Origin of the sequence: Serratia bockelmannii, from assembly GCF_008011855.1 — a bacterium.
Classification (GTDB): Bacteria; Pseudomonadota; Gammaproteobacteria; order Enterobacterales; family Enterobacteriaceae; genus Serratia; species Serratia bockelmannii.
The window spans coordinates 119,225-145,679 of sequence record NZ_VOUX01000033.1 but is presented as its reverse complement, the minus strand read 5'-3'; the positions used below and the strand labels follow the sequence as shown (position 1 = coordinate 145,679).

The 26,455-nt window shown below is 60.6% G+C and carries 27 protein-coding genes and 1 pseudogene; 17 read left to right on the top strand and 11 right to left on the bottom strand.

Translation table 11 applies throughout. The features are described 5' to 3' along the window. Positions 1-26: 26 nt before the first annotated feature. The 6 genes from FOT55_RS17280 to FOT55_RS17255 all read left to right on the top strand — a co-directional run bounded on the left by FOT55_RS17280 (position 27) and on the right by FOT55_RS17255 (position 3,344). Positions 27-521: a TIGR00645 family protein gene (locus FOT55_RS17280; protein ID WP_025302805.1), complete on the top strand. Its 495-nt coding sequence runs from the start codon at positions 27-29 to the stop codon at positions 519-521. A 191-nt stretch (positions 522-712) separates the two neighbouring features. Then, positions 713-1,168 (top strand): 3-hydroxyacyl-ACP dehydratase FabZ, encoded by a 456-nt coding sequence (fabZ, locus tag FOT55_RS17275; RefSeq protein ID WP_025302804.1) that lies wholly within the window; start codon positions 713-715, stop codon positions 1,166-1,168. Positions 1,169-1,198: 30 nt separating this feature from the next. Further along, on the top strand, positions 1,199-1,987 hold the full coding sequence (locus FOT55_RS17270) for a spermidine synthase (RefSeq protein WP_043142786.1): 789 nt from the start codon (positions 1,199-1,201) through the stop codon (positions 1,985-1,987). A gap of 80 nt (positions 1,988-2,067) precedes the next feature. After that, the gene (locus FOT55_RS17265) at positions 2,068-2,262 is read left to right on the top strand and encodes a ribbon-helix-helix protein, CopG family (RefSeq protein WP_004928567.1); all 195 of its coding nucleotides are present in this window, start codon (positions 2,068-2,070) and stop codon (positions 2,260-2,262) included. Positions 2,263-2,403: 141 nt separating this feature from the next. Continuing rightward, positions 2,404-2,805, top strand: a complete 402-nt coding sequence (locus FOT55_RS17260; protein ID WP_025302802.1) for a VOC family protein — start codon at positions 2,404-2,406, stop codon at positions 2,803-2,805. Then, entirely contained in the window at positions 2,805-3,344 is a 540-nt protein-coding gene (locus FOT55_RS17255) for a dihydrofolate reductase family protein (RefSeq protein WP_170311432.1), read from the top strand. Before FOT55_RS17260 ends, FOT55_RS17255 begins: the two co-directional genes overlap by 1 nt. Here FOT55_RS17255 and FOT55_RS17250 read toward each other — a convergent pair. The 3 genes from FOT55_RS17250 to FOT55_RS17240 form a co-directional block, all read right to left on the bottom strand. Then, complete coding sequence (locus FOT55_RS17250) at positions 3,329-4,726, bottom strand: MFS transporter (RefSeq protein ID WP_147823780.1); 1,398 nt, start codon at positions 4,724-4,726, stop codon at positions 3,329-3,331. The two genes, FOT55_RS17255 and FOT55_RS17250, sit on opposite strands and share 16 nt — an antisense overlap. Positions 4,727-4,839: 113 nt before the next feature. After that, complete coding sequence (locus FOT55_RS17245) at positions 4,840-5,907, bottom strand: oxidoreductase (RefSeq protein WP_025302799.1); 1,068 nt, start codon at positions 5,905-5,907, stop codon at positions 4,840-4,842. A gap of 12 nt (positions 5,908-5,919) precedes the next feature. After that, positions 5,920-6,669 carry a DeoR/GlpR family DNA-binding transcription regulator gene (locus tag FOT55_RS17240; RefSeq protein ID WP_141998037.1) on the bottom strand — a complete coding sequence of 250 codons (750 nt, stop codon included), beginning with the start codon at positions 6,667-6,669 and terminating at the stop codon, positions 5,920-5,922. 152 nt (positions 6,670-6,821) lie between these two features. Here FOT55_RS17240 and FOT55_RS17235 point away from each other — a divergent pair. Beyond that, positions 6,822-7,697 (top strand): annotated as a pseudogene (locus FOT55_RS17235) (alpha/beta hydrolase). On the opposite strand, the gene FOT55_RS17230 reads toward FOT55_RS17235, so the two are convergent. Both FOT55_RS17230 and FOT55_RS17225 read right to left on the bottom strand, forming a co-directional pair. Then, positions 7,624-8,841, bottom strand: a complete 1,218-nt coding sequence (locus FOT55_RS17230) for an MFS transporter (protein WP_025302796.1) — start codon at positions 8,839-8,841, stop codon at positions 7,624-7,626. The pseudogene FOT55_RS17235 and the gene FOT55_RS17230 sit on opposite strands and share 74 nt — an antisense overlap. Beyond that, the gene (locus FOT55_RS17225; protein ID WP_147823779.1) at positions 8,841-9,998 is read right to left on the bottom strand and encodes a serine hydrolase domain-containing protein; all 1,158 of its coding nucleotides are present in this window, start codon (positions 9,996-9,998) and stop codon (positions 8,841-8,843) included. The genes FOT55_RS17230 and FOT55_RS17225 overlap by 1 nt, the downstream gene beginning before the upstream one ends. 121 nt (positions 9,999-10,119) lie before the next feature. Between FOT55_RS17225 and FOT55_RS17220 the strand changes: the two genes are divergently transcribed. The 6 genes from FOT55_RS17220 (at position 10,120) to FOT55_RS17195 (ending at position 16,486) form a co-directional block, all read left to right on the top strand. Beyond that, positions 10,120-11,007: a LysR family transcriptional regulator gene (locus FOT55_RS17220; RefSeq protein ID WP_060433031.1), complete on the top strand. Its 888-nt coding sequence runs from the start codon at positions 10,120-10,122 to the stop codon at positions 11,005-11,007. A gap of 225 nt (positions 11,008-11,232) precedes the next feature. Next, positions 11,233-12,537, top strand: a complete 1,305-nt coding sequence (locus FOT55_RS17215; protein ID WP_089180890.1) for an MmgE/PrpD family protein — start codon at positions 11,233-11,235, stop codon at positions 12,535-12,537. 19 nt (positions 12,538-12,556) lie between these two features. Continuing rightward, entirely contained in the window at positions 12,557-13,894 is a 1,338-nt protein-coding gene (locus FOT55_RS17210; RefSeq protein WP_049204006.1) for an LLM class flavin-dependent oxidoreductase, read from the top strand. A gap of 17 nt (positions 13,895-13,911) precedes the next feature. Next, positions 13,912-14,826, top strand: a complete 915-nt coding sequence (locus FOT55_RS17205; RefSeq protein ID WP_049204005.1) for an ABC transporter substrate-binding protein — start codon at positions 13,912-13,914, stop codon at positions 14,824-14,826. Next, positions 14,823-15,728 carry an amino acid ABC transporter permease gene (locus FOT55_RS17200; protein ID WP_060433029.1) on the top strand — a complete coding sequence of 302 codons (906 nt, stop codon included), beginning with the start codon at positions 14,823-14,825 and terminating at the stop codon, positions 15,726-15,728. The genes FOT55_RS17205 and FOT55_RS17200 overlap by 4 nt, the downstream gene beginning before the upstream one ends. Continuing rightward, positions 15,725-16,486 carry an amino acid ABC transporter ATP-binding protein gene (locus tag FOT55_RS17195; RefSeq protein ID WP_025302789.1) on the top strand — a complete coding sequence of 254 codons (762 nt, stop codon included), beginning with the start codon at positions 15,725-15,727 and terminating at the stop codon, positions 16,484-16,486. The genes FOT55_RS17200 and FOT55_RS17195 overlap by 4 nt, the downstream gene beginning before the upstream one ends. A 39-nt stretch (positions 16,487-16,525) precedes the next feature. On the opposite strand, the gene FOT55_RS17190 is transcribed toward FOT55_RS17195, so the two are convergent. The 3 genes from FOT55_RS17190 to FOT55_RS17180 form a co-directional block, all read right to left on the bottom strand. Then, positions 16,526-16,663, bottom strand: a complete 138-nt coding sequence (locus tag FOT55_RS17190) for an AcrZ family multidrug efflux pump-associated protein (RefSeq protein WP_016927779.1) — start codon at positions 16,661-16,663, stop codon at positions 16,526-16,528. A gap of 193 nt (positions 16,664-16,856) precedes the next feature. Next, positions 16,857-17,327, bottom strand: coding sequence for an Rrf2 family transcriptional regulator (locus FOT55_RS17185; protein WP_025302788.1), 471 nt, complete (start codon positions 17,325-17,327; stop codon positions 16,857-16,859). Positions 17,328-17,457: 130 nt separating this feature from the next. Next, positions 17,458-17,853, bottom strand: coding sequence for a DUF427 domain-containing protein (locus FOT55_RS17180; protein WP_025302787.1), 396 nt, complete (start codon positions 17,851-17,853; stop codon positions 17,458-17,460). Between the two features lie 231 nt (positions 17,854-18,084). Here FOT55_RS17180 and osmB point away from each other — a divergent pair, with 231 nt between their 5' ends. Continuing rightward, positions 18,085-18,297: an osmotically-inducible lipoprotein OsmB gene (gene osmB / locus FOT55_RS17175; protein WP_004940700.1), complete on the top strand. Its 213-nt coding sequence runs from the start codon at positions 18,085-18,087 to the stop codon at positions 18,295-18,297. 154 nt (positions 18,298-18,451) lie between these two features. On the opposite strand, the gene FOT55_RS17170 is transcribed toward osmB, so the two are convergent. Continuing rightward, positions 18,452-19,999 (bottom strand): methyl-accepting chemotaxis protein, encoded by a 1,548-nt coding sequence (locus FOT55_RS17170; RefSeq protein ID WP_187181971.1) that lies wholly within the window; start codon positions 19,997-19,999, stop codon positions 18,452-18,454. Between the two features lie 414 nt (positions 20,000-20,413). Here FOT55_RS17170 and FOT55_RS17165 point away from each other — a divergent pair, with 414 nt between their 5' ends. Then, positions 20,414-21,652 (top strand): hypothetical protein, encoded by a 1,239-nt coding sequence (locus FOT55_RS17165; RefSeq protein WP_043142747.1) that lies wholly within the window; start codon positions 20,414-20,416, stop codon positions 21,650-21,652. A gap of 49 nt (positions 21,653-21,701) precedes the next feature. Beyond that, positions 21,702-22,097 carry an SRPBCC family protein gene (locus FOT55_RS17160; RefSeq protein ID WP_060433026.1) on the top strand — a complete coding sequence of 132 codons (396 nt, stop codon included), beginning with the start codon at positions 21,702-21,704 and terminating at the stop codon, positions 22,095-22,097. 6 nt (positions 22,098-22,103) lie between these two features. Here FOT55_RS17160 and FOT55_RS17155 read toward each other — a convergent pair whose 3' ends face one another. After that, positions 22,104-23,822 (bottom strand): penicillin-binding transpeptidase domain-containing protein, encoded by a 1,719-nt coding sequence (locus FOT55_RS17155; protein WP_049295574.1) that lies wholly within the window; start codon positions 23,820-23,822, stop codon positions 22,104-22,106. 107 nt (positions 23,823-23,929) lie between these two features. Further along, the gene (gene mrdA / locus FOT55_RS17150) at positions 23,930-25,855 is read right to left on the bottom strand and encodes a penicillin-binding protein 2 (protein WP_147823778.1); all 1,926 of its coding nucleotides are present in this window, start codon (positions 25,853-25,855) and stop codon (positions 23,930-23,932) included. A gap of 295 nt (positions 25,856-26,150) precedes the next feature. Here mrdA and FOT55_RS17145 point away from each other — a divergent pair, with 295 nt between their 5' ends. Further along, positions 26,151-26,432: a YjcB family protein gene (locus tag FOT55_RS17145; RefSeq protein ID WP_004940713.1), complete on the top strand. Its 282-nt coding sequence runs from the start codon at positions 26,151-26,153 to the stop codon at positions 26,430-26,432. Positions 26,433-26,455: the final 23 nt, after the last annotated feature.

Sequence of the window (26,455 nt, the reverse complement as noted above, 5' to 3'; positions counted from 1 at the left end):
TGCCACGCATTTAAAACAATTTTATGATGGAACGCTTGCTAGAAAACGCGATGTACGCCTCCCGCTGGTTGCTCGCACCGGTTTATTTCGGCCTTTCACTGGCCCTGGTTGCCCTGTCGATCAAATTTTTTCAGGAGATCCTGCACGTCCTGCCCAACATTTTTTCTGTCGCGGAAGCCGATCTGATCCTGACCCTGCTGTCGCTGGTCGACATGGCGCTGGTGGGCGGGTTGTTGGTGATGGTGATGTTCTCCGGGTATGAAAACTTCGTCTCGCAGCTGGATATCACCGAAGGGAAAGAAAAACTGAGCTGGCTGGGCAAAATGGACGCCACCTCGCTGAAAAACAAAGTCGCCGCGTCTATCGTCGCCATTTCCTCCATTCACCTGCTGCGGGTGTTTATGGACGCCAAGAACGTGCCGGACAACAAGCTGATGTGGTATGTGATCATCCACCTTACCTTTGTGCTGTCCGCCTTCGTGATGGGCTACCTGGATAAAGTGACCCGCTCAAAACACTAAAACGTACTGCCACACCCGGTCGTCATGATCGGGTGCCTCCCTCACGCGCCCTTCTTCGCCTGTTTCCCCGCCGTCGTTTTTTTCATCTGGCACATCTGATGATAATTTTATTATAATGTTATTACACTCATCTCATGGACTGAACGCCGGCCCTTGCACCGGTTTCGCCGCAGACAGGATCACGCTCTCTCATGCCATTGACTGGTCACCCCCTGCAATTCAACGATATTCAGGCGATTTTGCCTCATCGTTATCCCTGCCTGTTGGTCGATCGCGTGCTGCCCGCCGGCACCTGCATTGCCGAAGGGAGGCTGAGCGCCATCAAGAACATCACCGCCAATGAGCCGACGTTCTGGAACGGCCACGCGCACTTCGCCGGTTTTCCCGGCGTGCTGTTGGTGGAAGCGCTGGCGCAAAGCACCGGTCTGCTGGCGCATTACTATCTCGGGGCGCTAAACGAGGGGGAGCATTACTATTTTGCGGCCATTCAGCGTGCGCGGTTTTATCGCGCCGCCCGCCCCGGCGATCAGGTGCTGATGGAGGTGGCCTTTGTGCGCCGCCGCGGGGCGATCGCCCGCTTTACCGGCCGCGCCAGCATCGATGGCCAGCGCATTTGCACCGCCGATTTCATGTGCGCCCGTAAATAGGCCGCTTGCCGAAGGAGCCCTGCGAATACCATGTCTCTGGTTGACAGCTTACTCAAAACCCTTGATTTCTCTCCGCGCGGCCAGGTGATCGCTCGCGAAACCGACGCCTGGGGCGAAATCATCGTTTCCGACCACAAGGACTACCGCACGCTGCGGTTTGACGGCATCTGCGAACAGAGCAAGATGAGCCTCAGCAACCCCGTGCAGCCGATCCACAACTACATCAAAGCGATGCTGATGGCGGTGGCCTGGCAGCCGCCGGCCTCGGCGTTGATTTTGGGGTTGGGCGGCGGCAGCTTGCTGCGTGCGCTGCACGCGCTCGATCCGGCGATGCGCCTCGACGTCGTCGAGCTGCGCGCTGCGGTGATCGCCGTCGCACGCCGCTATTTTACACTGCCGGCCACCGACACCATCAGCCTGCGCACCGCCGACGCCATGGACTTTGTGCGCCCGCCCGCCGAGACGCGTTACGATCTGATCTTCTCCGATCTCTATTCGGCGTTCGCCATGGATCCGCAGCAAGGCACCCAGACATTCCTGGAAAACTGCGCCGCGCGGCTGAACGACGGGGGCTGGCTGGTGCTGAATTACCACGATCTGCCCGACGAAAACAGCCTGCTGTACCACAGCCTGCACCGGATATTCGGCACCGTATTGTTTTGCGTCGCCCCCAGCGGCAACGTGATCATTTACGCCACGCCGGCCCAGGTGACGTTGCCGCTGAGCGCGCTGCGCAACCTGGCCGCCGGCAGCGGCGAGCTGTTCAACTGCGAACTCGGCTACCTGTCACGCAAAATAGAGCGGCTGCATTTCCGCTAAAGACGAGCGGCGACGCGGTCTGGCTGGCCGCTTCGCCCACGTGGTATTATCATTCAGTTATCATTCTCTGGAGGATCCTGATGGAAAAGAAAACGGCGCGGCTAACGGTGCTGATTGACCCGGACAAGAAGAAAGCTCTGGAAGAACTGTGCCTACAGCAGGACGTCACTCCTTCCCAGGTGGTACGCCAGCTGATCCGCGATTATCTGCACAAGCATCAGGTTGACTATCCCAGCCAGCCGACTCACGCCAATCCACGCGTCGAAAGCAATTGAGCGGCTGCCTGTTCCGCCTACTGTGAAGCGCGCGTTGCTCCTGCGCGCGTCCCTAATCCGAATCCTCCGTTACGGTCTGTCCATTCTGCAATATCGCTGCTACTGTTTGCGTTCATACTCTCTCTTCGGAAAGGAAGCGCCATGTTCAGCCATATTACCGTCGGCGTCAGCGATCTGGACGCCGCCGCCGCCTTCTACGACGCCATTTTGTTGCCGTTGGGATTACAGCGGCGGGAAGTGACGCCGGACGGCGGTCCCGCTGCCCGCTGCTGGGTGAAGCCGGGCCAAACGCTGCCGCGTTTCTATGCTTACCAACCCTTCGACAGGCAGCCAGCCAGCGCTGGCAACGGCAGCATGCTGGCCTTTCTCGCCGCCGATGAGCTGGAGGTTAAACGCGCCTACGCTGCTGGCCTGCTGGCGGGCGGCAGCAGTGAAGGCGAGCCCGGCGAACGCGCGCATTACGGCAAGGGCTATTACGGCGCTTACCTGCGCGACCCCGACGGCAACAAGGTCCATGTGGTGTACCGGGGAGATCTCGCCTGATGAAATGTTCGGTTTATATCGCCACCAGCGTAGACGGATTCATCGCCGGCGCGGACGGCGACATCGACTGGCTGCTGCGCCCCGAGTACGCGGTTTCGTTGCTAAACGGCCTGAGTTATGAGGCATTTATCGCCGACATCGACGCACTGGTAATGGGGCGCCATACCTATGAAAAAGTCCGCGCCTTTCCCGAATGGCCCTATGGTGACCTGCCGGTGGTAGTGCTGTCGACGCAGCCGCCCTCGCCGCACGAGACAGGCCACGTTCGCTGGATGAATGGCGAACCGGCGGCCATCGTGGCGCAGTTGGCCGAGCAAGGCTGCGGTCACCTGTATATCGACGGCGGCCAGACCGTACAGCGTTTCTTGCAGGCCGGATTGATCGACGAACTGACGATTACCCGCGTGCCGCTGCTGCTGGGTGGCGGCATTCCCTTGTTCGGCGCCGATGGCCCGGAGCAGCGCCTGCGCCTGCTCGCCGTCACCCAGTCGGACAATGGTTTCGTGCAAGAACGCTACGCGGTTCAGCGCGCATCGTAACGCAGCATCCGTCGGCGGCCGCCGAAGGCGATGAGCAACGCAGCCAGCGCCAACAGCGCCGCCACGCCGTAAGTCACCCGCATGCCGTCAACCGCGGCCGCCGCCGCAGTACCCGCCACCTGCTGCGAAGCCAGATAAAACAGCGCCCCCATCGCCGAAGCGCCGGTGATCGCCCCGAGATTGCGCGCCAGGTTCACCATGCCGGCGATCAGCCCGCGCCGTTCAGGAAACAGATCCTTCATCAGCATGGTGTTGTTGGCCACCTGAAACAGCGCATAGCCGGCGGTCAGCAGCGCGATGGGGGCGATATAGCCGAGCACGCCCCAGCGGTTAAGCAACGACAGCAATGCCGCCCCGGCTGCCACCGCCGCCAGCCCAAACTGGGCGATGCGCTGCGAGCCAAAACGATCCACCAGATAACCGGCCGGTATGCCGGTCAGGATCGCCACCGCCGGCCCCGCCGACATCACCAGCCCGACCTGCGCAGCGCTTAACCCCAGCGCGCGTGACAGATAGAACGGCCCGACCACCAGCGTGGCGGTCATCACCGTCATCACCAGCGCGCTGGCCGCCAGCCCCGCCGTCAGGGCCGGATGGCGGAACAGCGTCGGCGCCAACAGCGGCGATACGGCGCGGCGTTCCACACCGATGAACAGCGCCCCCGCCAACAGCGCCCCCAGCATCAACGCCAGGTTGAGCGAGCCAAAATTGCCGCGCCCAAGGGTCATCGCCAGTGAATAGCAGAGCAATGCGCCGCCCAGCAGCAGCGTACCGGCGCGATCGAACGGTTCCGGGGGCGCTGCCGCGCGCGGCCCATTCGGCAAGTATCGCCAGGCGAGCCACAGCGCCAGCAGCCCCAGCGGCAGGTTGATCAGGAACATCGCCCGCCAGCCGAAACCGACGATCAGCGCGCCGCCCAACGACGGCCCCAGCGCGGTGCCCACGGCCGACATAGTGCCGAGCAGCCCCATCGCGCGGCCGATTTTTTCCGTGCCCAGCGCCTCGCCCGCCAGCGCCATGGCAATTGACATCATGACTGCGCCCCCCAGCCCCTGCGCCAGGCGCGCCGCCAGCAGCAGCCAAAGCTGCGGAGCCAACGCACAAGCCAACGAAGCGGCGGTAAACAGCGCGATGCCCGCCAGCAGCAGGCGGCGGCGATTGAGGCTGTCGCCCAAGCGGCCGATGCCGATGATGCAGGTGGTGACGGCCAGCAAATAACAGAGCAATACCCACTGCACCGCTTGGAACGAGGCATGGAACGCGGTGGCGAGCGCCGGCAGCCCGACATTGGCGATGCTGATGCCGAGCGATGACAGCAGCATGCTCAAAGACAGTGCGGCCAGTATGCCGCGGACGCCCTGCGGCGAAGGATGGGATAACATGATAAGCACTCCTGACATAGACTGAGGATTAGCCTATGTCAGGAGGTAGGATGGCGGAAGACGCACGGTGTGCACTGTATCCATGCGCCTGACGCCTTATCTGACGCGAGCCGTTACCAGGCGGCGATTTCCGCCTCGGTGAGCGGCAACGGCTGAGTCACACCGGTTTCCGCCGCCAGGGTGGCCGCCTCCAGCACCGCCATTACCGCCAGCGCCTGCGGTGCGGTAACCGGATTGCTGCCGGCGCCGCGCAGCGCGTCGCGCACCTGGACGTAATATTGACGCTGGTCGCCATCCGGCGTCGGCAGCGTACGCACCGGCTCCGTGCCGATAAACAGGCTCATCGCATCGTCGTCTTTGCCCCACTCCGCCGAGCCCGGCGTCACGCCAGCCAGCAGTTGGCTCTCCTGCCCGTCGGCGCGCGCTTTGACCACGCTGCCTTTCTCGCCGTGCACGGTAAAGCGTGAGACGCCGCCCGCCACCAGCATGCTGCCGTGCAGGATCACGCGGTGCGTCGGGTAGTTGAGCACCACGTGGGCCCAGTCGTTAATCTGCGCGTTGGGGCGCAGCGTAGCGATGTTGGCCTGCACGCTGTGCGGTAAACCGAACAGCTGCAGCGCCTGATCGACCATGTGCGGCCCCAGATCAAACCACAGCCCGCTGCCCGGCAGGTTCTGCTCGCGCCAGCGCACCCGCACTTCTGGGCGGTAACGATCGATGTGCGACTCAAAGTGCGTCACCTTGCCGATCAGCCCCTGTTCGATCACCTGCTTCACGCCCAGGAAATCGCTGTCCCAGCGGCGGTTCTGGAATACCGACAACAGGCGATCGTGTTTTTCCGCCGCCGCAATCAGCGTACGCGCCTGCGCCAAATCCAGCGTAAACGGCTTATCCACCACCACGTGCTTGCCCGCCTCCAGTGCGGCCAGCGCCAGCGGCGCATGGGTGTCGTTCGGCGATGCGATCACCACCAAATCCACCTCCGGCCGGCGGATGGCCTCCAGCGGATCGGCGATCACCTGCACGTGCGGCAGATCGGCATGCACCTTGGCGGCATCGCGCGAAGCTACCACGCTCAGTTCCAGCCCCGGCACCGCGTTAATCAGCGGCGCGTGAAACGCCTTGCCGACAAAGCCGTAGCCAATCAGCGCCACCTGCAACGGTCGAGCAGTATCGTTCATCAGTGTTCTCCTCTAGCGGTCGTCGGCGACGACACAAAGTTCAATCAATGATTGTTCGTCCAGGTTGTCCCACGGGCGATCGGTAAACAGACGTTGGATCTGCGCCAGATCCGCAACGTGATGCGGCTCGCAGCGGTCCAGTTTCATATGATCGGCCACCAGCCAGCGCTCGCCGCTGTTGGCCAACATGGCGCGTTTGACCTCTGCATCGGCCTCTTCGCCGGCGCTCAGTCCCAGCTGGGGATGCACCGCACAGGCGCCCAGTAAGGCGATGTCCGCGCGGTAGCGCGCCAGCAACGCCAGCGTGGCACTGCCGGCGAATAGCCGCTGACGCACATCCCACTGGCCGCCAAGCAGGATCAGGTTAATCTCCGGCCTGTCGCTCAGGCACTGCGCGATATCCAGCGAAGCGGTGATCACCGTCGCCGGGCCGCGCAACGCCTGCGCCACCGCCAACAGCGTACTGCCCGCATCCAGCATCAGGGTGCTGCCGGACGGGATCTGCGCAGCCACCGCGCGGCCGAGCCGCTGCTTGATCTGCGGCAACAGCGCCGCGCGCGCCTGACGTGGCATGCCGGACGGTTCGAGCGCGATCGCCCCGCCGTGATTTTTCTGCGCCAACCCTTGCCGCTCGAGATCGGCCAGATCGCGGCGCACGGTATCGACCGAAACGCCGATGGCGCCGGCCAATTCCGCCACCGCCGCCTGCCCGCGTTCGCTGAGCAAATCCAGTAAATGGCGCTGTCGTGCCGCTTTGTGCATGGGCTTATTCCGCCGTAAAAAGCATAAAACAGCAATATACAGCAGATAACAGCAATGGAGAAGCCGCAATTGTGCGCACCGGCGATCAAACATCTTTTCGCCTGTGGGACGATGATGATGAAGACATAACGCATAACAATCCGGAGAAACGCATGAACATCGATCTGACGTTTGAACACCTGAGCGCACGCGCCGTGCAATACAATGCCCGCGCTTCGGTGGAGGATTTTGACGCCTGCATGGTGGAATACGCCGCGCTGGCCCAGCGCGCCAAGGCGCAGACGCCGGGCATTTACGATCTGCACTACGGCATGAGCGCCGCCGAGCGCCTCGACCTGTTCCCGGCCAGCGCACAACCCGCCCCGCTGCTGATCTTTATTCATGGCGGCTATTGGCATTCACAGCGCAAAGAGGAAGCCTGTTCGATGGCCGCCGCGTTTGCTCGCCGCGGCGTGGCGGTCGCCACGCTGGAATACACGCTGGCGCCGGAAGCGACGCTCGCGGAGATCGTACATGAGGTGCGCAGCGCCGTCGCCTGGCTCTATCATCACGGGGCACCCTTCGGCATCGATCCGGCACGCATTTTCGTCAGCGGCAGTTCGGCCGGCGGTCACCTGTGCGGCATGCTGATCGCCGACGGTTGGCAGCAACGCTATCGCCTGCCGCCCGACGCGATCAAAGGCGCGCTGGCGCTGAGCGGCCTCTACGATCTGCGCCCGCTGTGCGATATCTACATCAACGACTGGTTGCACCTGACGCCCGAGCAGGCGCAAACCCTCAGCCCGCTGTTTTTACTGCCGGCGAAAGACCATGCGCCGCAGATCCTGCTCGACGTCGGCCAGCGGGAAACGCAAGGTTTCAAAAACCAGACGCAGGCCTATTATGACGCTTGCCGGGCGCATGGCCTCGACGTCTAGCTGCTGGCCGACCGTCACTGCAATCACTTTACGCTGGTCAACGAGCTGGCGGATGCGGAAAGCGCGATGTTCCGGCAGGTGATGGCGATGATCGACGCAACGCAACGGTAGCCTGCCGCTGCAACCGCAGCCTCGCGGCGATCGTAATCACCGCCAGCGCGGCGAACAAGGCTCCGCACAGCAGGCTGCCCTGTAGCCCCCACGCGGTAATAAACCCGCCGCCCGCCAGCGAGCCCAGCGCCACGCCCAGATTGATAAAGGCGATATACAGCCCGGTGGCGAACGCCGGCGCTTGCGGGGCTTCGGAGGTCAGCCAAATCTGCGTGACAATCAAACCGCTGGTGTGCGCCGCTCCCCAATACAGGCAAAGCGCCGTCATCGAGCCAATATTCACGCTGCCATAGCGATACAGCAGCGCATAAGCCGCAATCAAGGCTATCGGATGCAGCAGCACCGTCACCGCACGATGGCGGCTCAGCCATCTGCCGGCCAACAGGTTGCCCACGACACCGCCCACACCGAACGCCACCAGAAGAAAGCCGATGACGCCGCCGCTGAGACCGATTTCGCGGCTGAGGTACTCGGCCGCGTAAGCATAGACGGCAAACATGGCGGCAAAGATCAGCACGCAGGTAGTGATATTCAGCCACAGCGTACCGCTGCGCAGTATCGCCAACTGTTTGCCATAGCTGAGGCGCTGTACGGCCGCATCAGGCAAACGCCACAGCAATCCCAGCGCCGCCAGAAGGTTCACCCAGGCACAGAACCTGAACGACGCTTCATAGCTGAACTGTCCGGCGATCCATTGCGTCAGCGGTATCCCCAGCACCATGCCCATGCTGGTGCCGATGAACGCATAAGCGGTTGCTTTGGTAGCTTGATGCGGCGGATAAAGCGCCGCGGCCGCCACCATGGCCAGTGAAAAATAGATCGGATGAAACAACGCCGGCACAATGCGCAGCAGCATGAGCATGGAGAAGCTGTCCACCTGGGCGGACAGCGCGCTGGCCGCCGCAAACACGGTCAACGCGATCAACAACATGCGTTTGCGATTGAATTGCGACGCCAACAGCACCAACAGCGGCCCGAGCAGCGCAATGGTCAGGGCGAAGATCCCGACCAGCCAGCCTGCCTGCGCCGTGGAGATGCCATACCGTGCAATGATCAGCGGCAAAATGCCCACCACGCCGAACTCGATGCAGTAAACGCCGAACAGCCCCAGCGCGAGGAAGAAAATCGGTGGCATCAGACCCATCACCTCTCTCCCGTCGCGGCATAAACCGCCTGACAAATCTCGCCGACAAAGGCGCCGGACATCCCCTCCAGCGCCGTGTTGGTAAACGCCACCACGCTGAGCTGTCGGGCAGGATCGACGAACCACGAGTGGCCATAGGTGCCCCCCATCCGCCAGCTGCCTACGGACTCCGGCGTTTGTGCGGCGACGGGATCTTTCAGCACGGTGATGCCCAGGCCAAACCCGCGCCCTGGCCAAAACGGCATCGTTAAATCGCCGATTTGGTTGGTGGTCAGCGCCGTCACCCACTCGGTTGGCAGTACCGGCTTTCCTCCCTGGCGCAACGCTTCCAGCAAGCGCAGGAAATCCTCGGCCGATCCGACCATACCGGCGCCGCCTGAAGCGTAAGCCTGCGGATCCAAGGCTCGCGCCGGCGACAGAAGAAAACCGGCGCTGCCATCGATGAACGGTAAACGATCCGGTTGGCGCAGGCGGCGTGGCCCACCGGGATGGTCGGCGTAAGCGGCCGCCAGGCGCGCGGCGTCCACCGCCAGGAAGTCGGTATCCGTCATCGCCAGCGGCCCGGTCACCCATTTTTTTACTGCCTGCGCCAGCGGCAGGCCGCTCGCCTGTTCAATAACCGCGCCCAACACATCGGTGGCGATAGAATAGCGCCACGCCGCGCCGGGCAGAGCCAGCAAAGGGGCGCAGGCAATACGCCGCACGTTTTCCTGCAGGCTGACGGACGCGTCATCCATACCGTCGGAGACCGCCGACTGAGCGTAGAATCCCCCTTCCGGCTGGAAAAATCGGTAGCTTAATCCGGCGGTGTGGGTCATCAAATGCCATAACGTCATCAACGGTTGGGTGCCATCCGCCAGTCGCGGACGAAAATTCGGTAGCCAACGCGTGATCGGATCGTCTAACCGCACGGCGCCTTGCGCCATCAACGCCAGCGCCGCCGTGGACACGATCGGTTTGGACACCGAGGCCAGACGAAACAGCGTATTGAGCGCCATCGGCCGGCCGGCTTCGCGATCCGCCATGCCCGCCGCGCGTCGATAAACGATTTCACCGCCCTGCGCCACCAAAACGACCACACCAACCAATCGTTTTTCGCGTAAGGCTTTCTCTATCGCGCCGTCAATCGCGTTGGCGGTGGATCCGTATTCATTCATCTTTATTACCCCAGGTAGTCAGCCCATGCTGTCGCCACCGAGCATAGGGCGTGGCGATTAACGAAAAAACAGGCTAGATTTCCTTTCATAGCGGACACTCACGTCCGTAATGGGGCAAGCAATGGATAATCTGTCTGGGGTGAGCGTCTTTGTGCAGACCGCGGAGACGCTGAGTTTCGTTGAGGCCGGGCGCGTGCTCGGCATTTCCGCTTCCGCGGTGGGGAAAAGCATCGCCCGCCTGGAAAACCGTCTGGGCACGCGCCTGTTTCACCGCAGCACGCGCAGCATGACCCTGACCGCCGAAGGCCGGCTGTTTCTGCACCGCTGCCAGCGCATTCTGGAGGAATTGGCGGCGGCGGAACGGGAAATCAGCGATACGCACAGCGCGCCGCGCGGCAAGCTGCGTGTCAGTTTGCCGCTGGTGGGCGGCCTGCTGAATCCGGTGCTGGCGGAATTTGTTCGGCGTTACCCGGAGATTGAGCTGGAAACCGATTTTTCCGACCGTCGAGTCGCGGTGATTGAAGAAGGGTTCGATGCGGTGATCCGCGTGGGCGATACCGAGGACTCTCGCTTAATGAGCCGCCAACTGGGCACGTTTCACCTACAGCTGGTGGCGGCGCCGGACTATCTGCGCCGGGCGGGAATACCCCGCCAGCCGGCAGAACTGCGCGATCACGCCTGCCTGTTATACAGATTCCCCACCACCGGCAAAGTCGAGACCTGGCCGGTGGCGGGCGGAGATAAACTGCTCGACGAAGGCCTGGGCAAGCGCACGGTATGCAACACCGTCGATACGCTGATTTACCTGGCGGAACAGGGCCTGGGCATCGCCTGCCTGCCCGATTTCGCGGTGCGGGAGGCGCTGGAGCAGCAGCGGCTCCAACCCGTGCTTGGCGACCAATGCCGACACAGTGGCAGTCTCAAAATCCTCTGGCCTTCAAGCAAACATCTTACACCGCGTCTCAGGGCATTTATCGACATCATGAGCGTTCGCCTTTTCTCAGCCTAAGTCCTCTACCGTGTTAGAACAAATTCAGCTTTGTTTTGCACAAAAATAGCTAAAGCGCAGCCTGCCGCGCCTGCCAGCAGCCCTGACGGCGGCGCAGTGCCGTCGTGATATTCCATTCAGCGATATAGAAGCGCCGTTCGTTCTTTCGGGACAAAGAAAACCGCCACACAATACCTTTTACCCCGCACTCGTGCATAACCATCTATAAATTCAGGTGTTAACGCCTTGTCATTATCGATAACCGCCCAATTCGCTCATCTGATATTGAACAGCCAGCCGGATCAAACCGCCCTGTCAGCCGCTCGCCGCGGCGTGAAAGATTACTTCGCCTGCGCATTGCCGATTGCCCGCGGGGCGTTGAGCGATGCCGGTCTGGCAGCGATCGGCACGACGTTTCCGCCGACCAGCAGTGAGAACCGTGCACTGCGCTATGGCTATGTCAGCCACTCGTTGGACTTCGATGATTACCATCCTGCGCTGCGTGGCCATCCTAGCACCGTAGTGCTCTCCGCCCTGCTGGCGCTGAACGGTGAGAGTGACAATGTCACTGAGCTATTAACCGCCTATGTCATCGGTGTAGAGGCCGCGGGCCGGCTGGGATTGGCCGCTGGCACGCAACATTACGTGCAGGGTTTTCACAGCACCGCCACCCTGGGCGCGGTCGCCGCCTGCGCCGCCGTGGCGCGTTATCTGCAGCTTGACCAGCGGCAAACGCAGATTGCTCTCGGCCTGGCGGCCACCCAGGCGGCGGGCCTGCGCAGCCAGTTCGGTTCGGCGGCCAAACCGCTGCACGCAGGGCTGGCGGCACGCAACGCGGTCAATGCCGCCCTGCTGGCTCAGGCCGGTTTCATCGGCCAACCGGAGGGCGTGCTGGACAGCCTGCTGACTTCCCACGGCGACGGCCGGCAAAAACCGGAATGCCTGACCGCCGACTGGGGCACGCCCTGGCGCATCCTGCAACCAGGGCTGGAGTTCAAGCGGTATCCGACCTGCGGTGGCACTCACAGCGCGGCCGAGGCGGCGCTCGCCCTGCGCGCGCGGCTGCTGGAACAAGGCGACGCCCTTGCGGAGATCGCACTGGTTGAGGTCAGTTTTCCGCCCGGCGCAGATACCGCACCCTATATTCGCCAGCCGGCCACCGGTGTGGAAGCGCGCTTTAGCCTCGAATACGTCATAGCCGATGCGCTATACCACGGCGAGGTCCCGCTGACGCATTACGGCGAACAGCCGGTCGATGCGGCTATCGCCGCCCTGGCGGCAAAAGTTGAGCGCCATGTCGATCCCGCAGCCCCGCCGGACGCGCTCGATCCGGAGATGCGCTTCCATCGCCTGACCCTGACGCTGCAGGACGGAAGGCAAATAAGTGACATGGTCACAAGAAAGCAAACCGCCGCCCGGCCGACAGACCTCGACGCCAAGCTGCACGCCATTCTGCAGCTGCTTCCGGGCCTCGAAGGCGAAAGCGTTATCCGCGACTGCGCCCTCATGTCCCCTGGCGCGCTGCCGCGACTGATTGCATTGTTAAATTAATAATAAAACAGGAATAATTATGAGTACTTCACCTTCAACACCATCGCGCCAACTCCGTCTCGGCCTGTTCGTTCAGGCGCTGGGACACCACATCGGAGGATGGCGCGCACAAGGCGCCAGCGGTTCACCGACCGATATCGACTGGTTCACCTGGATCGCAAAAAAAGCCGAAGAAGGCACCTTCGATATGTTCTTCGTCGGCGACGCGTTGGCCACCAGCGTGCACCGCCTGCCCTCGACGATGTCACGCCTGGAGCCGCTGACGCTGCTGGCGGCGCTGGCGGTTAACACCCGCCATATCGGGCTGGCGGCGACCGCCTCCACCACTTTCGATCAACCTTTCCACCTGGCACGCGCCATGGCCTCCATCGACCATATCAGCCACGGCCGCGCCGCCTGGAACGTGGTGACCTCTTTCTCCAGCGATGCGGCGCGCAATTTCAGTCGTGAAGACCTGCCGTCGCACGCCGAACGCTATGAAGTGGCGCGGGAATTCCTCGAGGCCAGCTACAAACTGTGGGACGGCTGGGAAAAAGACGCCATCGTGCGCGATAAGCAAAATGGCGTATACGCCATCGACGAGAAAATCCACGCCGCCAACCATAAGGGCAAGCATTTCTCGGTGCAGGGCCCGCTGAATATTTCCCGCTCGCCGCAGGGGCGGCCAGTGATCATTGAGGCCGGCTCTTCCCCGGCCGGCCAACAGTTGGCGGCGGAAACCGCCGAAGTGGTGTTCACCGCCGCCGCCAGCCTGGAAGAAGGACAAGCTTTCTACCGCAGCCAGAAAAAATACGTGGCCGACGCCGGCCGCAACCCGGACCACCTGCTGATCCTGCCAGGTGTGATGCCGATTGTCGGCCGTACCAAAGAAGAAGCGCAGGAAACCTGGTATCAGCTGAATCAACTGGTGGATATCGATAACGGCATTGAGCAGCTGTCGGCGCGCTTTGGCTTCGATTTGAGCGATTACCCGCTGGACGGCCCGGTGCCGAACGTGGGCGCCACCGAAGGCGGCCAAAGCCGCGTGAAACTGCTGACCGATCTGGCCGCGCGGGAAAACCTGACGCTGCGCGAGCTGGCGGCCGTCGCGGCCGGTTCGCGTGGCCACCGCGTGGTGGTAGGCACCGCCGCAGAGATCGCCGACGACTTCCAGCTGTGGCTGGAACAGCAAGGCGCAGACGGCTTCAACATCATGCCGGCGGTGTTGCCCAACCAACTGGAACTGTTCGTCGAGCTGGTGATCCCGGAGCTGCGCCGCCGTGGCCTGTTCCGTGAAGAGTATCAGCATGCAACCCTGCGTGAAAACCTGGGCCTGCCGGAACCGGCAATCAACTTCGCTAACGTAAAATCGGCTTAATCCGCAGGGAAATCATGATGAAAAACACATTCAAACGCACCGTACTGTCCCTGCTGTTGGCTTCCTCCACGCTGGCGCCGTTGGCCGCCGGTCATGCCGCTGAAGGCGATGTTCCCTTCAAGGCGGCGGTGAAAGCTGCCGCCGATCCGGCGCTGCACGACAGCCTGCCTGACGCTATCAAAAAGGCCGGCTATATCGTTGCCGGCACCAACCCGAACACCCCGCCGACCACCTTTTACCAGGCGGACAACAAAACGCTGGCTGGGCGTGAAATCGACGTGATGAGCGCAATTGCCGATCGCCTGGGCGTGGCGATCCACTGGAAGGACACCGGCGGTTTCGACAACATCATCCCCGGCCTGAAGTCCGGCCGTTATGACGTCGCGCTGGCCAACATTGACGCCAACAAAAAGCGCTTCCAGCAGGTGGACTTCGTCGGCTATTACAACGCTTCCAAGCTGGCTTTGATCGCCCGCAAAGACGCTGCGCTTGGCCCTTACACCGAGCTGGCCCAATTGTGCGGCCAGACCGTCGGCGCCGGTGCAGGCACCTCACAGATAACCCGCCTGCAGCAGGCCAGCGATCAATGCGTCGCCGCCGGCAAGCCAGCCATCACCATGCCGATCTTCCCGGATCGCCCGGCCGGGGTGCAGGCGGTGATCAGCGGCCGCGTGCCGATGTTTTTCGGCCCGTATGAAGGGCTGCGCTACCAGGCCACCCACGTCAAACCGCTGACGCTGGCCGGTGATATCAACATCGACGGTACCACGGTGGCCATCGCCCTGCCGAAAGGCTCCGAACTGGTGAAACCGGTGCAGGCGGCACTAAATTCGCTGATCGCCGACGGTAGCTACCAGAAAATCCTCGACGGCTGGGATATCGGTTTTGGTGCCGTGAAAACCGCCGGCATCAATGAAGAGATCGCAAAATGAGTGGGCAATACCCTGTCGACGACGCGGAACTGAGCATCGTTGGCCACCGGCATTACGGGCGCTGGCTCAGCGCCCTGGTTGTACTGCTGATCGTCGGCGTTATCGTCAATTCCATGCTGCACAACCCGCGCTTTGAATGGTCGGTGGTGGCGGAAAATCTTACCGAGGCGTCCATCCTCAACGGCGTGCTCATGACGCTGAAGCTGACGGTAATTTCGGTGGTGTTCGGCTTCGCCGGCGGCGTGCTGCTGGCGCTGATGCGCCTGTCGGCCAATCCGGTATTGGTGGCGGTAAGCTGGTTCTACACCTGGTTCTTCCGTGCAGTGCCGATGCTGGTACAGCTGTTCCTGTGGTACAACATCGCCGCGCTTTATCCCCGCATCAGCTTGTGGATCCCGTTTCTGGGCGAAGTCGCCAGCGCACAGACCAATACCCTTATCAGCACCTTCAGCGCCGCGGTGATTGCGCTGGTGATGCATCAGTCGGCCTATGCGGCGGAGATCGTGCGCGCAGGCATCCAAAGCGTCGGCAGCGGCCAGTTGGAAGCCGCCAAAGCACTGGGCTACCGTCGTGGGCAAATCCTGTGGCGCGTGGTATTGCCGCAGGCGATGCGCACCATCCTGCCGCCGGCGGGCAATGAGGTGATCGGGCAGTTGAAAACCACCGCGGTGGTGTCGGTGATTGCCCTGCAGGACGTGCTGTATTCGGCGCAGATCATTTACCAACGCACCTACGAGGTCATCCCGCTGCTGCTGGTCGCCACCCTGTGGTATCTGGCCATGACTTCGATTCTGTCGATTGGTCAATACTACGTGGAGCGCTATTTTGGCCGCGGCACGCAGGCAACGCGCAGCGGCCGGTTCTTCCTCAACCGCAAAGCCCCTCAGGGAGGTGAACAATGAGCGCATCTATCCACATCAACCGGGTGCGGAAATCCTTTTCCGGCACCGACGTGTTGAAAAATATCAGCCTGACCATTCCGGCAGGTTCGGTAACGGTGATCCTCGGCCCTTCCGGCTCCGGCAAATCCACCCTGTTGCGCTGCATCAACCACCTGGAAAAGCTGGACGGCGGCACCATTCGTGTTGGCGAACAGCTGATCGGCTATCGCCAAAAAGGCCGGCATCTGTACGAGCTGAAAGAAGCCGAGGTGGCCGAACAGCGTAAAAGCATTGGCATGGTATTTCAGCAGTTCAACTTGTTTGCACACCGCACCGTGTTGCAAAACGTCAGCGACGCGCCGCTGCGGGTGAAAAAGGAAAAAAAAGCCGAGGTGCAGGAACGGGCGAAACAGCTGCTGACCCGCGTCGGGCTGGAACATCGCATCAACGCCTGGCCGCGTGAACTGTCCGGCGGCCAGCAGCAGCGCGTCGCCATCGCCCGCGCGCTGGCAATGAACCCACAGGTGTTGCTGTTTGATGAACCGACCTCCGCCCTCGATCCTGAATTGGTTGGCGAAGTGCTGCAGGTGATGAAAGACTTGGCGCATTCGGGCATGACCATGGTGGTGGTCACGCACGAAATCGGCTTCGCACGCGAAGTGGCCGACCAGATTGTCTTTATGGATCAGGGAAAGGTGGTTGAAACGGGCAGCGTGCAGCAGGTTCTGGATGCGCCGGGACATGAGAGGACGCGCAACTTCCTGGCGACGGTATTGTAACCCTCCGTCAGGGGGCGTTGCGTCCCCTGACGTTCAAATTCAGCCGTTATTTTTTCTGCCGATAGCGGAAAAGACGTTGAACACTTCACCCAGGCCGTAAATCGCGCCGAGCAAGACGGCCACCATTACCGGCACCAGGACCACCACGGTGGCCAAGCTTTCAATCATTTCTAACATCGTTCTCTCCTGGTTTATAAGCACAGCGAACCTACGCCGGAAGAAAAGGTTTCCGGCCAATCGATCGATTATCGTGGGGAGGCAGTCTAAAACGTGAGCTACATCACACTTGATGCGAGCTAATGTAACTTACACAATTACATTAACGCAATGCAAAAAATGCTCTGCGCGTAGCGGGAATTTGCGTGGTTTTTTATTGCGTATCCGCTTGATATTGCGGTGAACAAGGGACAAAAGGATAGCCTGCGCACCGTTCGACCTGCCCGGCCATTTCGGCGATGCTGGTTTGCGCCAGGCTGGCTTCCAGCGCGTGACCGACGCGTGCAAATTCTTGCTCCAGCACCGGGGTAATGGCGTGGCCGATATAGCACGCATCGTTAGGCCGGGTACGGTGCAGCATGAAATACGGTTGATCCTCTACCGCGCGATACACGTCCAGCAGCGAGATCGTTTCCGCCGGCCGCGCCAGCAGCGCCCCACCGCCTTGTCCCATCTGTGAATAGGTCAGCCCGGCCTCTGCCAGCGCGCCGAGGATGCGCCGTACTACCGTCGGATTCGTGTTGACGCTGCGCGCGATGTCTTCGGAACGCACCGTCTGGCCACGACACAGCGTGATATTGGTCAGAATATGGATGGCAACGGCAAATCGCGTAGAGGTAGACACCTTGGCACCTGCTCAGAGTTTCGTTTATGTCGGATTAAAACATAAGGAAAGCGTATCAATTTACGGTAATACACATAATGAGTAGGGATAATGAGAATGTCAACCTGCCCCGCCCGATGGCGGCGGCGGCTCACGCTTCTGTGCGGATCTCCGTCACTTTATCGGGATAAAATGCCAGATGATCCTTGATCGCTACCACGGCGTTGTAGGGCATTTCATAACTCCAGGCCACATTGGCCTCCTGCTCGCCGTTAAGCACAAGGGAGAAATAACTGCAGTCGCCCTTATAAGGGCAGTAGCTGACGTGCTCGTTTTTCTGCAACAGCGCCCGATTCACATCCTCACGCGGAAAGTAAAACACCGGCGGATAGGTGGCTTCCTGCAGGATGAGCACGTTGCGGCTGTCGGCCAGGGTCTGACCGGCTGCACGCACGACAACCCGCGCCGGATGGCGGGTCAAGGTGATTGGGTGGTCCGGGCCGGGGATTTTCACCGGTTTGCCGGATGCGGAAACGAGATCGGACATGGCGGCCTCCAGCGTGTGCGCCCCGCACCCCGCGAGGCGTCTTTCCAGTATAGACCCACGATTTTACCGGCGGCCGCACATTCGGCGAGCAATCGCTTTTCACCGCCGCAAAATTAAGAATTTTTACCTGTTCGATTTTCTTACGGCGGAATACATTCATCCCAACTTCTACCGGCAGGTTAATCGGATTATTTTTAATCCATTAATCAGTCAATTTACCAGGAACTCATTATGAATATTAAACGTGCCGCAGGTGTGTTGGTGGTGGTGATGGCAACGCTTTCCGTTACCGCATGTGGGCATATGTCCAATCGCGATCGCAACACGGCGATCGGCGCGGGCGTCGGTGCAGTCGGCGGTGCGGTGCTGACCGACGGCAGCACGCTGGGTACCCTCGGCGGCGCGGCGCTGGGTGGCATTATCGGCCACCAGACCAGCCGTTAATCATCGCGTTAAAATAATCTCTGCAGGCCGGCACTTTTTTAATCCATAAGCGCCGGTCTGTTTTTTATTTATCGAAATAACGTCCCTCAGCGGTGGAAAATAATAAATAACGTTTAGCGCAGCTTTATTATTCATTAACCTGCGTCAGGGTTATTTATTGCACAGGCAGCCTGAAACGCGCCATCGCTTTTTCCAACCGTTCCGATTCGCCCTGCAGCGACTGAGAAGCGTCGCTCACCGCGTTCACCACGGCGCCGGTTTGTTGCACCACCTGATTCAGCGCCGCAATGCGCGCCGTCACGTCCTGAATGCTCTCCCCCTGATTGAAAGACGCCTGCGAGATTTCCCCCATCAGGGCACTGCATTTGTTCACCAGATCGATAATCTGGCGCAGGTTGCCGGTCAGCAGATCCACCGCCTGCGAACCTTGATCGATTTGCTGCAGTGAACGGTTGATCAACTGCTGAATATCGCGCGTCGAATGGCTGCTCTTTTGCGCCAACAGACCCACCTCTTTGGCTACGATGGCAAAGCCGCGGCCGTGAACGCCGGCATGCGCGGCCTCGATCGCCGCATTCAGCGCCAGAATATGGGTCTGGAACGCCACGCTGTCGATCAGCGCGACGATGCCACGCATCTCGGCCGATTGGTTGACGATCCCTTGGATTGAAACATTGACGGTTTCCATCATCTGCTCACCGGCGCCGGCGTACTGCCGGGCTTGTTCGGTTCGTTGGCTGGCCTGCTGGGCGTATTGGCCGTTTTCTTCCACCCGCGCCGCCAGCTGCTGCACGTGCTCGGTCGCCAACTGCAATTCGCCGTCCTGCTTCGCCGACTGTGCCGTCAACTGGCGATTGCCGTCCGCCAGCCGGCCGACGCCACTCAGGATCCCGCTCGCCGCATCGCGCACCTCGCTCACCAGCCGCTGCAGGCCGTTTTGCATATGGCCAATGCTGGTCTGCAGCTGACGCATCTCGCGGTTCAACGCCCGCTCAGGCGGCAACGGCCGCGAAAGATCGCCGGCGGCCAGCACGTTGAGGTGCGCGATTGCCCGCTGCAGCGGTGCGATAACCCAGCGAGAGACACCGACCCAGACCCCCACGGCAATCAGCGCCAGCGCCGCCAGCGCGCCAAACGCAAAGATCTTGGCCTGCTCCAGCGCCGCCAATTGCCGCACGTTGACGTCATCGCCACGCCGCTCGTTCAGCGTCTGGTAGGCAAGATACTTCTCGTTGAAATCCGCCTGAAACGCCTGGATCGGCACGGCGAAAAACGCATCGACGCTGGCGCTGCTTTGCAACCCTTGCGCCTGTTCCTTCAGGCCGTCATAGAACAGACGATAGCTGTCTTTCAGGGCGCCCGTCGCTTCGGGCGCAGCCGCGCTCAAGCGCTCGAACCGGGCAAAGGCCTGCTTTGAAGCCGCCAACGCCGCCAACGATTCATCCAGCAGGCTATGCCAACTGCCCTCGGAGCCGGTGGCTTTATCCTGCAGATAATAGATGCCCGCACGGTTCAGGGTATCGCTGGCCGTCAGCAGCGACAGTCTGGCGCGATCCATTGTCGCCTGCTGGCGATGCAACGCATCGCCCGTCACCAGATTAACCTTGGCGTCGCGCAAAATATTGGAAATAAATAGGGTGGAAAACAATTGCAGCAGAGAAAATAGCGCGATAACGCAAATCACCCCGCTTAATAAGCCCATGCTCTTGCCGAAGCCAAACGCACGCGGTAGCGCTGCCGCAGGTTTTACCCTGTGGCCCAGTGTCAGTTTTATGTTCATGATTTTTAGTCAGTCATACCAGGATGCCGCGAGTCTAACGGGCATTGATGACACGACTATTTCAGCCTGCTCTGCGTCGCCCCCGCCGGCCAAGATCCCCTAATAATCGGTATTGCCCGTCAACTCTCATTTTTATTTCTTGACTTGTTTAATACCGGATTTATAGTTTTTACATTAAAAAAGAAACAAAGTTTCATATATTAACCGGCGCGGAATTTAATATATTAAACGCTCAATAAAATCGTCTCAAATATAAAACCGATGAGCGTAAATGCCCTGTTCACAGGTGAAACTCGCTCGCCTTAATAAACAGTCTATTTTCTTCAGGGGCCTGCTATGCGCAAGATCACGCTTTGTTTTTTCCTTGTTTCACCAGTGAGTTATGCAACCGTCGCCGCATTACCCAACGATGCTGCCACCACCGCAGCGCCGGTAAAAAAAAGCCGCCCGGCATTTCCGCATATTCATTGGCAAAGCGAGGATAATAAAAAGAATATTGATATCGGCGGCGCACTGCGCGCCAATTATCGCTATGAAGACTGGCACAGCAGCAATTATCGTAATCCTCCGCATTTACGCTTTGACGCCTTTCGCATCGATGCCGCCGGCCAGGTAAACGATGCATTTTTCGATGGCGGATTCTGGTTTCAGGATCGGCGCAAATACGCCATCGACCGCGCCTATGTCGGCTATCACCTGTCTGAACGTTCCGCCGTGCAACTGGGCGCGCCGTTCAAACCGTTCGGCCTGATGCCCTACCCGCAGTTCGGCTGGTCGTACGGCATTCCGTTTTACCTCGGCTTTGGCGTCAACACCGGGCTGGGCGCCAAATACCAATATCAGCATGACGATTGGGCCTTCGACGCCGCCTATTACCCGCGCATGATGCCGACCGGCGTGCGTTACGCCCCCGACGTCGCCAGCTACGACGATTTGAAAAACACCAACTATGCGTCACAGCACCTGCAGCGCAACGAAAAACGCGATCAGATAAACCTGCGGCTGACGCGCGCTTTCCACCAGGGCGGCTGGGACAATGAGCTCGGCGGTTCGCTGGCGGCCTCGCGGCTCTACAACCAGGCGACCGGCGATAACGGCAGCTTCTGGGCGGCGGGCCTGCATACGCTGGTGAATAACGATCCTTGGCATCTGTCCGGCCAGGTGATCCGCTACGGTTACGATGCCAAAGGCCCGGCCGGGGCCAACAATTCGGTGATCCTGATGGGCGGCAACGGCCTGACGCCGGCCTATCTGATCCCGTCGCAGGCCACCACCGCCGCCATCAACCTGGCGCGCGACGTCGACGTACCTTGGGGGCCGGTGAAAAAGCTGCGGTTCTACAACGATTACAGTGTGCTCTGGAAGGATAAGCACGGCGGTTCCGACTCCAAAATGAATACGCTGGGGGTGCAGGTGTTCGCCATGCCGGTGATGCTGTGGGTGGACCTGACCTGGGCGCAGAATGCCAACCCGTGGGGCGGCGTGGAAAACGCCACCGGTTGGACCGGCACGCAATCCTCCGGCAGCAATAAATGGTATTTTCGCACTAACGTGAACATCGGTTACTACTTCTGAGCACGGCGAGATCTACACTGAAGTATCACCGCCAACCGGAGAAGCCACGATGTTGAGCGCGCAAACGCTGCATATTGCCATCAACCGCCCCTGTGACGAGGTGTACGCCTTTCTCAGCCAGCCGGAAAATTTCCCCTTGTGGGCCAAAGGGTTGGCCAACAGTTTACGGCAGGAAGATGAAGAATGGGTGGCAGACACCCCACAGGGAAACCTTCGTATTCGCTTCAGCGCGCCGAATGCCTTCGGCGTGCTGGATCATTGGGTGACGCAGCCGAACGGCGGCGTGGTCTACGTGCCGCTGCGCGCGCTCGCCAACCGGCACGGCACCGAGGTGATCTTCACCCTGTTCCGCCAGCCGGACATGGACGACGCGCTGTTCGCCCGCGACGCCGGGCTGGTGAACGCCGATCTGCAGGCGCTAAAGCGCCTGCTGGAATCGCGCTAATCCCCATCAGCTCTTGACCGACGACACCACGTTAAGCGGTTGGGCATCCGGCAGGATATTCATGTGCTCCAGCACCTGGGCCATGATCTTGCCGAACACCGGCCCCGCCACCGAACCGCCGAAGTGCTTGCCGGCTTTCGGGTTGTTGACCATCACCACCAGCGCCACCTGCGGATCGCTGGCCGGCGCCACGCCGGCGGTGTAGTTGATGTAGCCGCCGTCGTATTTGCCGCTGGGGCCCATTTTCTCGGCGGTACCGGTTTTGATCGCCAGCCTATAGCCCGGTACCGCGGCGCTCACCCCGCTGCCGCCAGGCAAGGCGTCGCTCTCCATCATATGCACCACGGACCGTACCGTATCCGCCGGCAGAATACGTTGCCCCATCACCGGCGGCGTCACCTTGGTGATCGACAGCGGCCGATAAATGCCGAAGGAACCGATAGCAGCATATTCGCGTGCCATCTGCAGCGGCGTCACGCGCAGCCCATAGCCGAAGGAGAAGGTAGCGCGTTCGATATCGGCCCAGCGTTCACGGTGCTGCGGCAGATAGCCGCTGCTCTCGTTGCCGATGCCAAGCTCGGTCGGCCGCCCCAGGCCAAAGCTACGGTAGACCGCCGGCAGCACGGTGGCCGGCAGCGCCAGCGCAATGTGCGATACCGCGATGTCGCTCGATTTTTGCAGCACGCCGGTGATGGTCAGTTTCGACCAGTGGCCGACGTCTTTGATCAGGTGACCGTTCACCCGATACGGCGTGGTGTCCAACACGGTATCCGGCCGGATCAGCTTATGTTCCAACCCCACCATCACCACCACCGGTTTCACCGTCGAACCCGGTTCGAAGCTGTCGCTGCTGCACACGTTGCGGATATCTTTCGCCGGCGTGCTGCCATAGTTGTTCGGGTTGAACGACGGATAGCTGGCCATGCCGAGGATTTCGCCGGTGTCGATCTTGACCAGTACCGCACAGCCGGAGTCGGCCTGGTTAGCCACCACGCCGTCGCGGATCTGCGCATAGAGCACGTACTGGATAAATTTGTCGATGCTGAGCGTCACGTTCGGCGGTGGCACCGGATCCACGCTTTTGAGCACGCCGATCACCGCGCCGCTGCCATCCTTCTGATAGACCCGCAGGCCGTTTTTTCCCTGCAACAGCGGGTTGAAGCCCAGCTCGATGCCCTCCAGCCCCTGATTGTCCTGGCCGACGATACCGATCAGCCCGGCGGCATCCTGGCCCATCGGATAAAAGCGGCTGAAATCCTGCTCGGCGCTGACGCCGGTCAGGTGCAGTTTGCTGATGTAGGCGGCGTTGTCGTCCTCCACCTTGCGCGCCAGGTAGACAAAACGTTTGTGCGCGTTGCTCTGGATCAGATGCTGTACGTCCGCCAGCGGGATCTTCAGCACGTTGGCCATACTCTGCCAGCGTTCGTTACCGGTATCGGTCTGGGTATCGAGAATATGCTTCGGGTCCAGCACGATGTCTTTGGACGACACGCTGACCGCCAGCGCCTCATCGTTGCGATCGGTGATCATAGCGCGGTTGGTCGGCACCACCTGGGTGCGGATCGAACGCTGGTCGGCCTGATCCGCCAACTGCTGGTGTTCCAGCAGCTGTAGGTAGCCGACCCTGAACGCCAACAGAAAAAAACAGACCAGCATGCCGGCGCAAATCCAGCCGAAACGAACTGTGGAATAGGTTTTACCGCTCTTTTTGGTCGATGGCGCCACTGTTGTGTTAACCCTACGTTTTTATTCGGTTTATGGTGTTATTTCAGTCTACCTTGCCGGAAATGGTCAGGAGATTGCAGTTTGTAAGAAAGTAAAAACAAACCGCATCACCGTTGCACATCTGCACTGTCGTTTAACTGCGGTTTACTTTGCGGCATATCACCGGGCTGTGGCGCGTTGGCCGGGTCAAAAATATGGTCGAGGATCGCGCGGGCGGTCGGCCCCGCCACCACGCCGTCGCCACCGCCGTTTTCCAGGATCAGCGCCATCGCCACCCGGGGGTTTTTGTAAGGCGCGAACAGCGTATAGAAGATGTGATCGCGTAGCCGCACCGGGATCATTTTGGCGTTGTAGGTCTGGTTTTGCTTCAGGCTGAACACCTGCGAGGTGCCGGATTTGGCGGCGATCTGGTACGGCGCGGTATGGAACAGCTTGTAACCGGTGCCGTTCGGCAGGTTGGCCATGCCGTACATGCCGTTGCGCACGATGCCCCAGTAAGGCGAGTGGGGATCGCCGATCTGCGCCGCTTGCGCCGGCGGCTGGTAGCGCGTCACCCGGTTGCCCTGCTGCAGCGAATACAGCAGGTGCGGCGTTTTCACCTGGCCGTTGTTGATCAGCGTGGTCAGCGCTTTTACCATCTGGATTGGCGTCGCCACCCAATACCCCTGGCCGATGCCCACCGAAACCGTATCCCCCTGATACCAGCCTTTTTTGTGCACCTTCAGCTTCCAGTCGCGGCTCGGCAGCACGCCGCGATACTCTTCGTTCAGATCGATGCCGGTGGACTGGCCGTAGCCGAACTGGCTCAGCCAGTGGTGAATACGATCGATGCCCATCTCATACGCCACCTGATAAAAGAAGGTGTCGGCGGACTCCTCGATCGCTTTGGTGACGTTGAGCATGCCGTGGCCGGTTTTCAGCCAGTCGCGGTAGCGGCGCTCAGTGCCGGGCAGCGTCCAGGTCGGCGCGCCGAAAAAGGTGGTGGTGGGCGTGATCACCCCGGCGAACAGCGCCGAAACGGCCATGTAGGGCTTCACCGTCGACGCCGGCGGGTACAGCCCCTGGGTGACGCGGTTGATCAGCGGCAGATCCGGGTTGGTCAGCAGCGCCTTATAGGCCTGATAGCCGATGCCTTTGACGAAAGGATTGGGATCGTAGCTGGGGCTGGAGACCATCGCCAGGATGCCGCCGTCGCGCGGATCTTCCACCACCACCGCGGCGCGCTGCCCCTTCAGCACCGATTCGATGTACTGCTGCAGCGGCAAATCCAGCGTCAGGTAGATGTTCTTGCCGGCCTTCGGCGGCTGCTCCTTCAGCAGGCGGATCACGCGCCCATGGTTATCCACCTCCACCTCCTGATAGCCGGTGGTGCCGTGCAGCTCGGACTCGTAATAGGCCTCGATGCCCTGTTTGCCGATGTTGCGATCGGCGGCATAGTTCTCGCTCAGCCCGGCCTTGTCCAGGCGCTTGAGATCGCTATCGTTGATCTTCGACACATAGCCCAGCACGTGCGCCAGCTGAGCGCCGTAAGGATATTCACGCTGTTGATAGGTATCGATGGTCACCCCGTCGAAACGGTATTGATTGACGGCAAAGCGCGCCACCTCGGTGTCGCTCAGACCGGTTTTTAGCGTCACCGGCTTGTAACGGCTGTTGTGGTGCATGTCATCGCGAAACGCGCTGATGTCCTCCGGCGTCAGGTCGACGATCGGCGTCAGCGCCTGCAGCAGCACCGCCATGTCGGTGATTTTGCTGGGCGTGATCTCGATACGATACAGTGTCACGTTTCGCACCAGCGGAGTGCCATTACGATCAAAGATCAGCCCGCGGCTGGGGGCTAGCGGCAGCATCTTGATGTCGTTCTGGTTGGAGCGCGTCTGGTAAAAGCCGTGCTGGCGGATTTGCAGCCGGTAGAGGTTGACGATCAATACGCCGAAGCACACCACTACCAGCGCCAGCGCCACGCCTGCCCGGCGGATAAACAGCCTTTCTTCCGCAGAGTGGTCGCGAATTGTTTCTTTTAACAGGGCCATGCAGTGCCGGTACCTTTTGCGTCACATTTCCCCCGCAAAATCAGGGAGCTGAAAAGCCGGCAAGCATAGCGTTATCGGGCGCGACGCCCCATGAAAAGGTTGCTAATGAAATGGCATAACTGTTTCAGCATATTGGAATGTTACCGGCGGCGATTTTTTCACCGCGATCCCCATTGAGCCCCCGTTCGCCCCAATGCTACAATGTGATCTTAATCACACTATTACCGATATTCCCCCGCATTTCCCTGTCGGCGCCCTGCCGGATGCGGCTTTTTGTTACATAGGATCGAGTTCGATGAGTACCATTGCCACCGGTTTAGTCATGATGCGCTGGGAGTTGCTGAGCGCCGTGATGATGTTCTTCGCCAGCCAGTTAAACGTCGTTTGCCGTAAAACCAGCCGCAATGGCATGGCGTTCATGTTCAGCAGCCTGGGCCTGTTTACCGCTTGCTGGTTCGTGATGGGCCTGATGGGCATCCACCTTACCCTGGAAGCCTTCACCCAGTTCTGGTCATCGGCCTGGGATCGCTACGTGGACGTGGTCAGCACCATGCCGGCCGATTGGCCGATGCCGTAACCTCGCTGCACGGGCGGCGCACC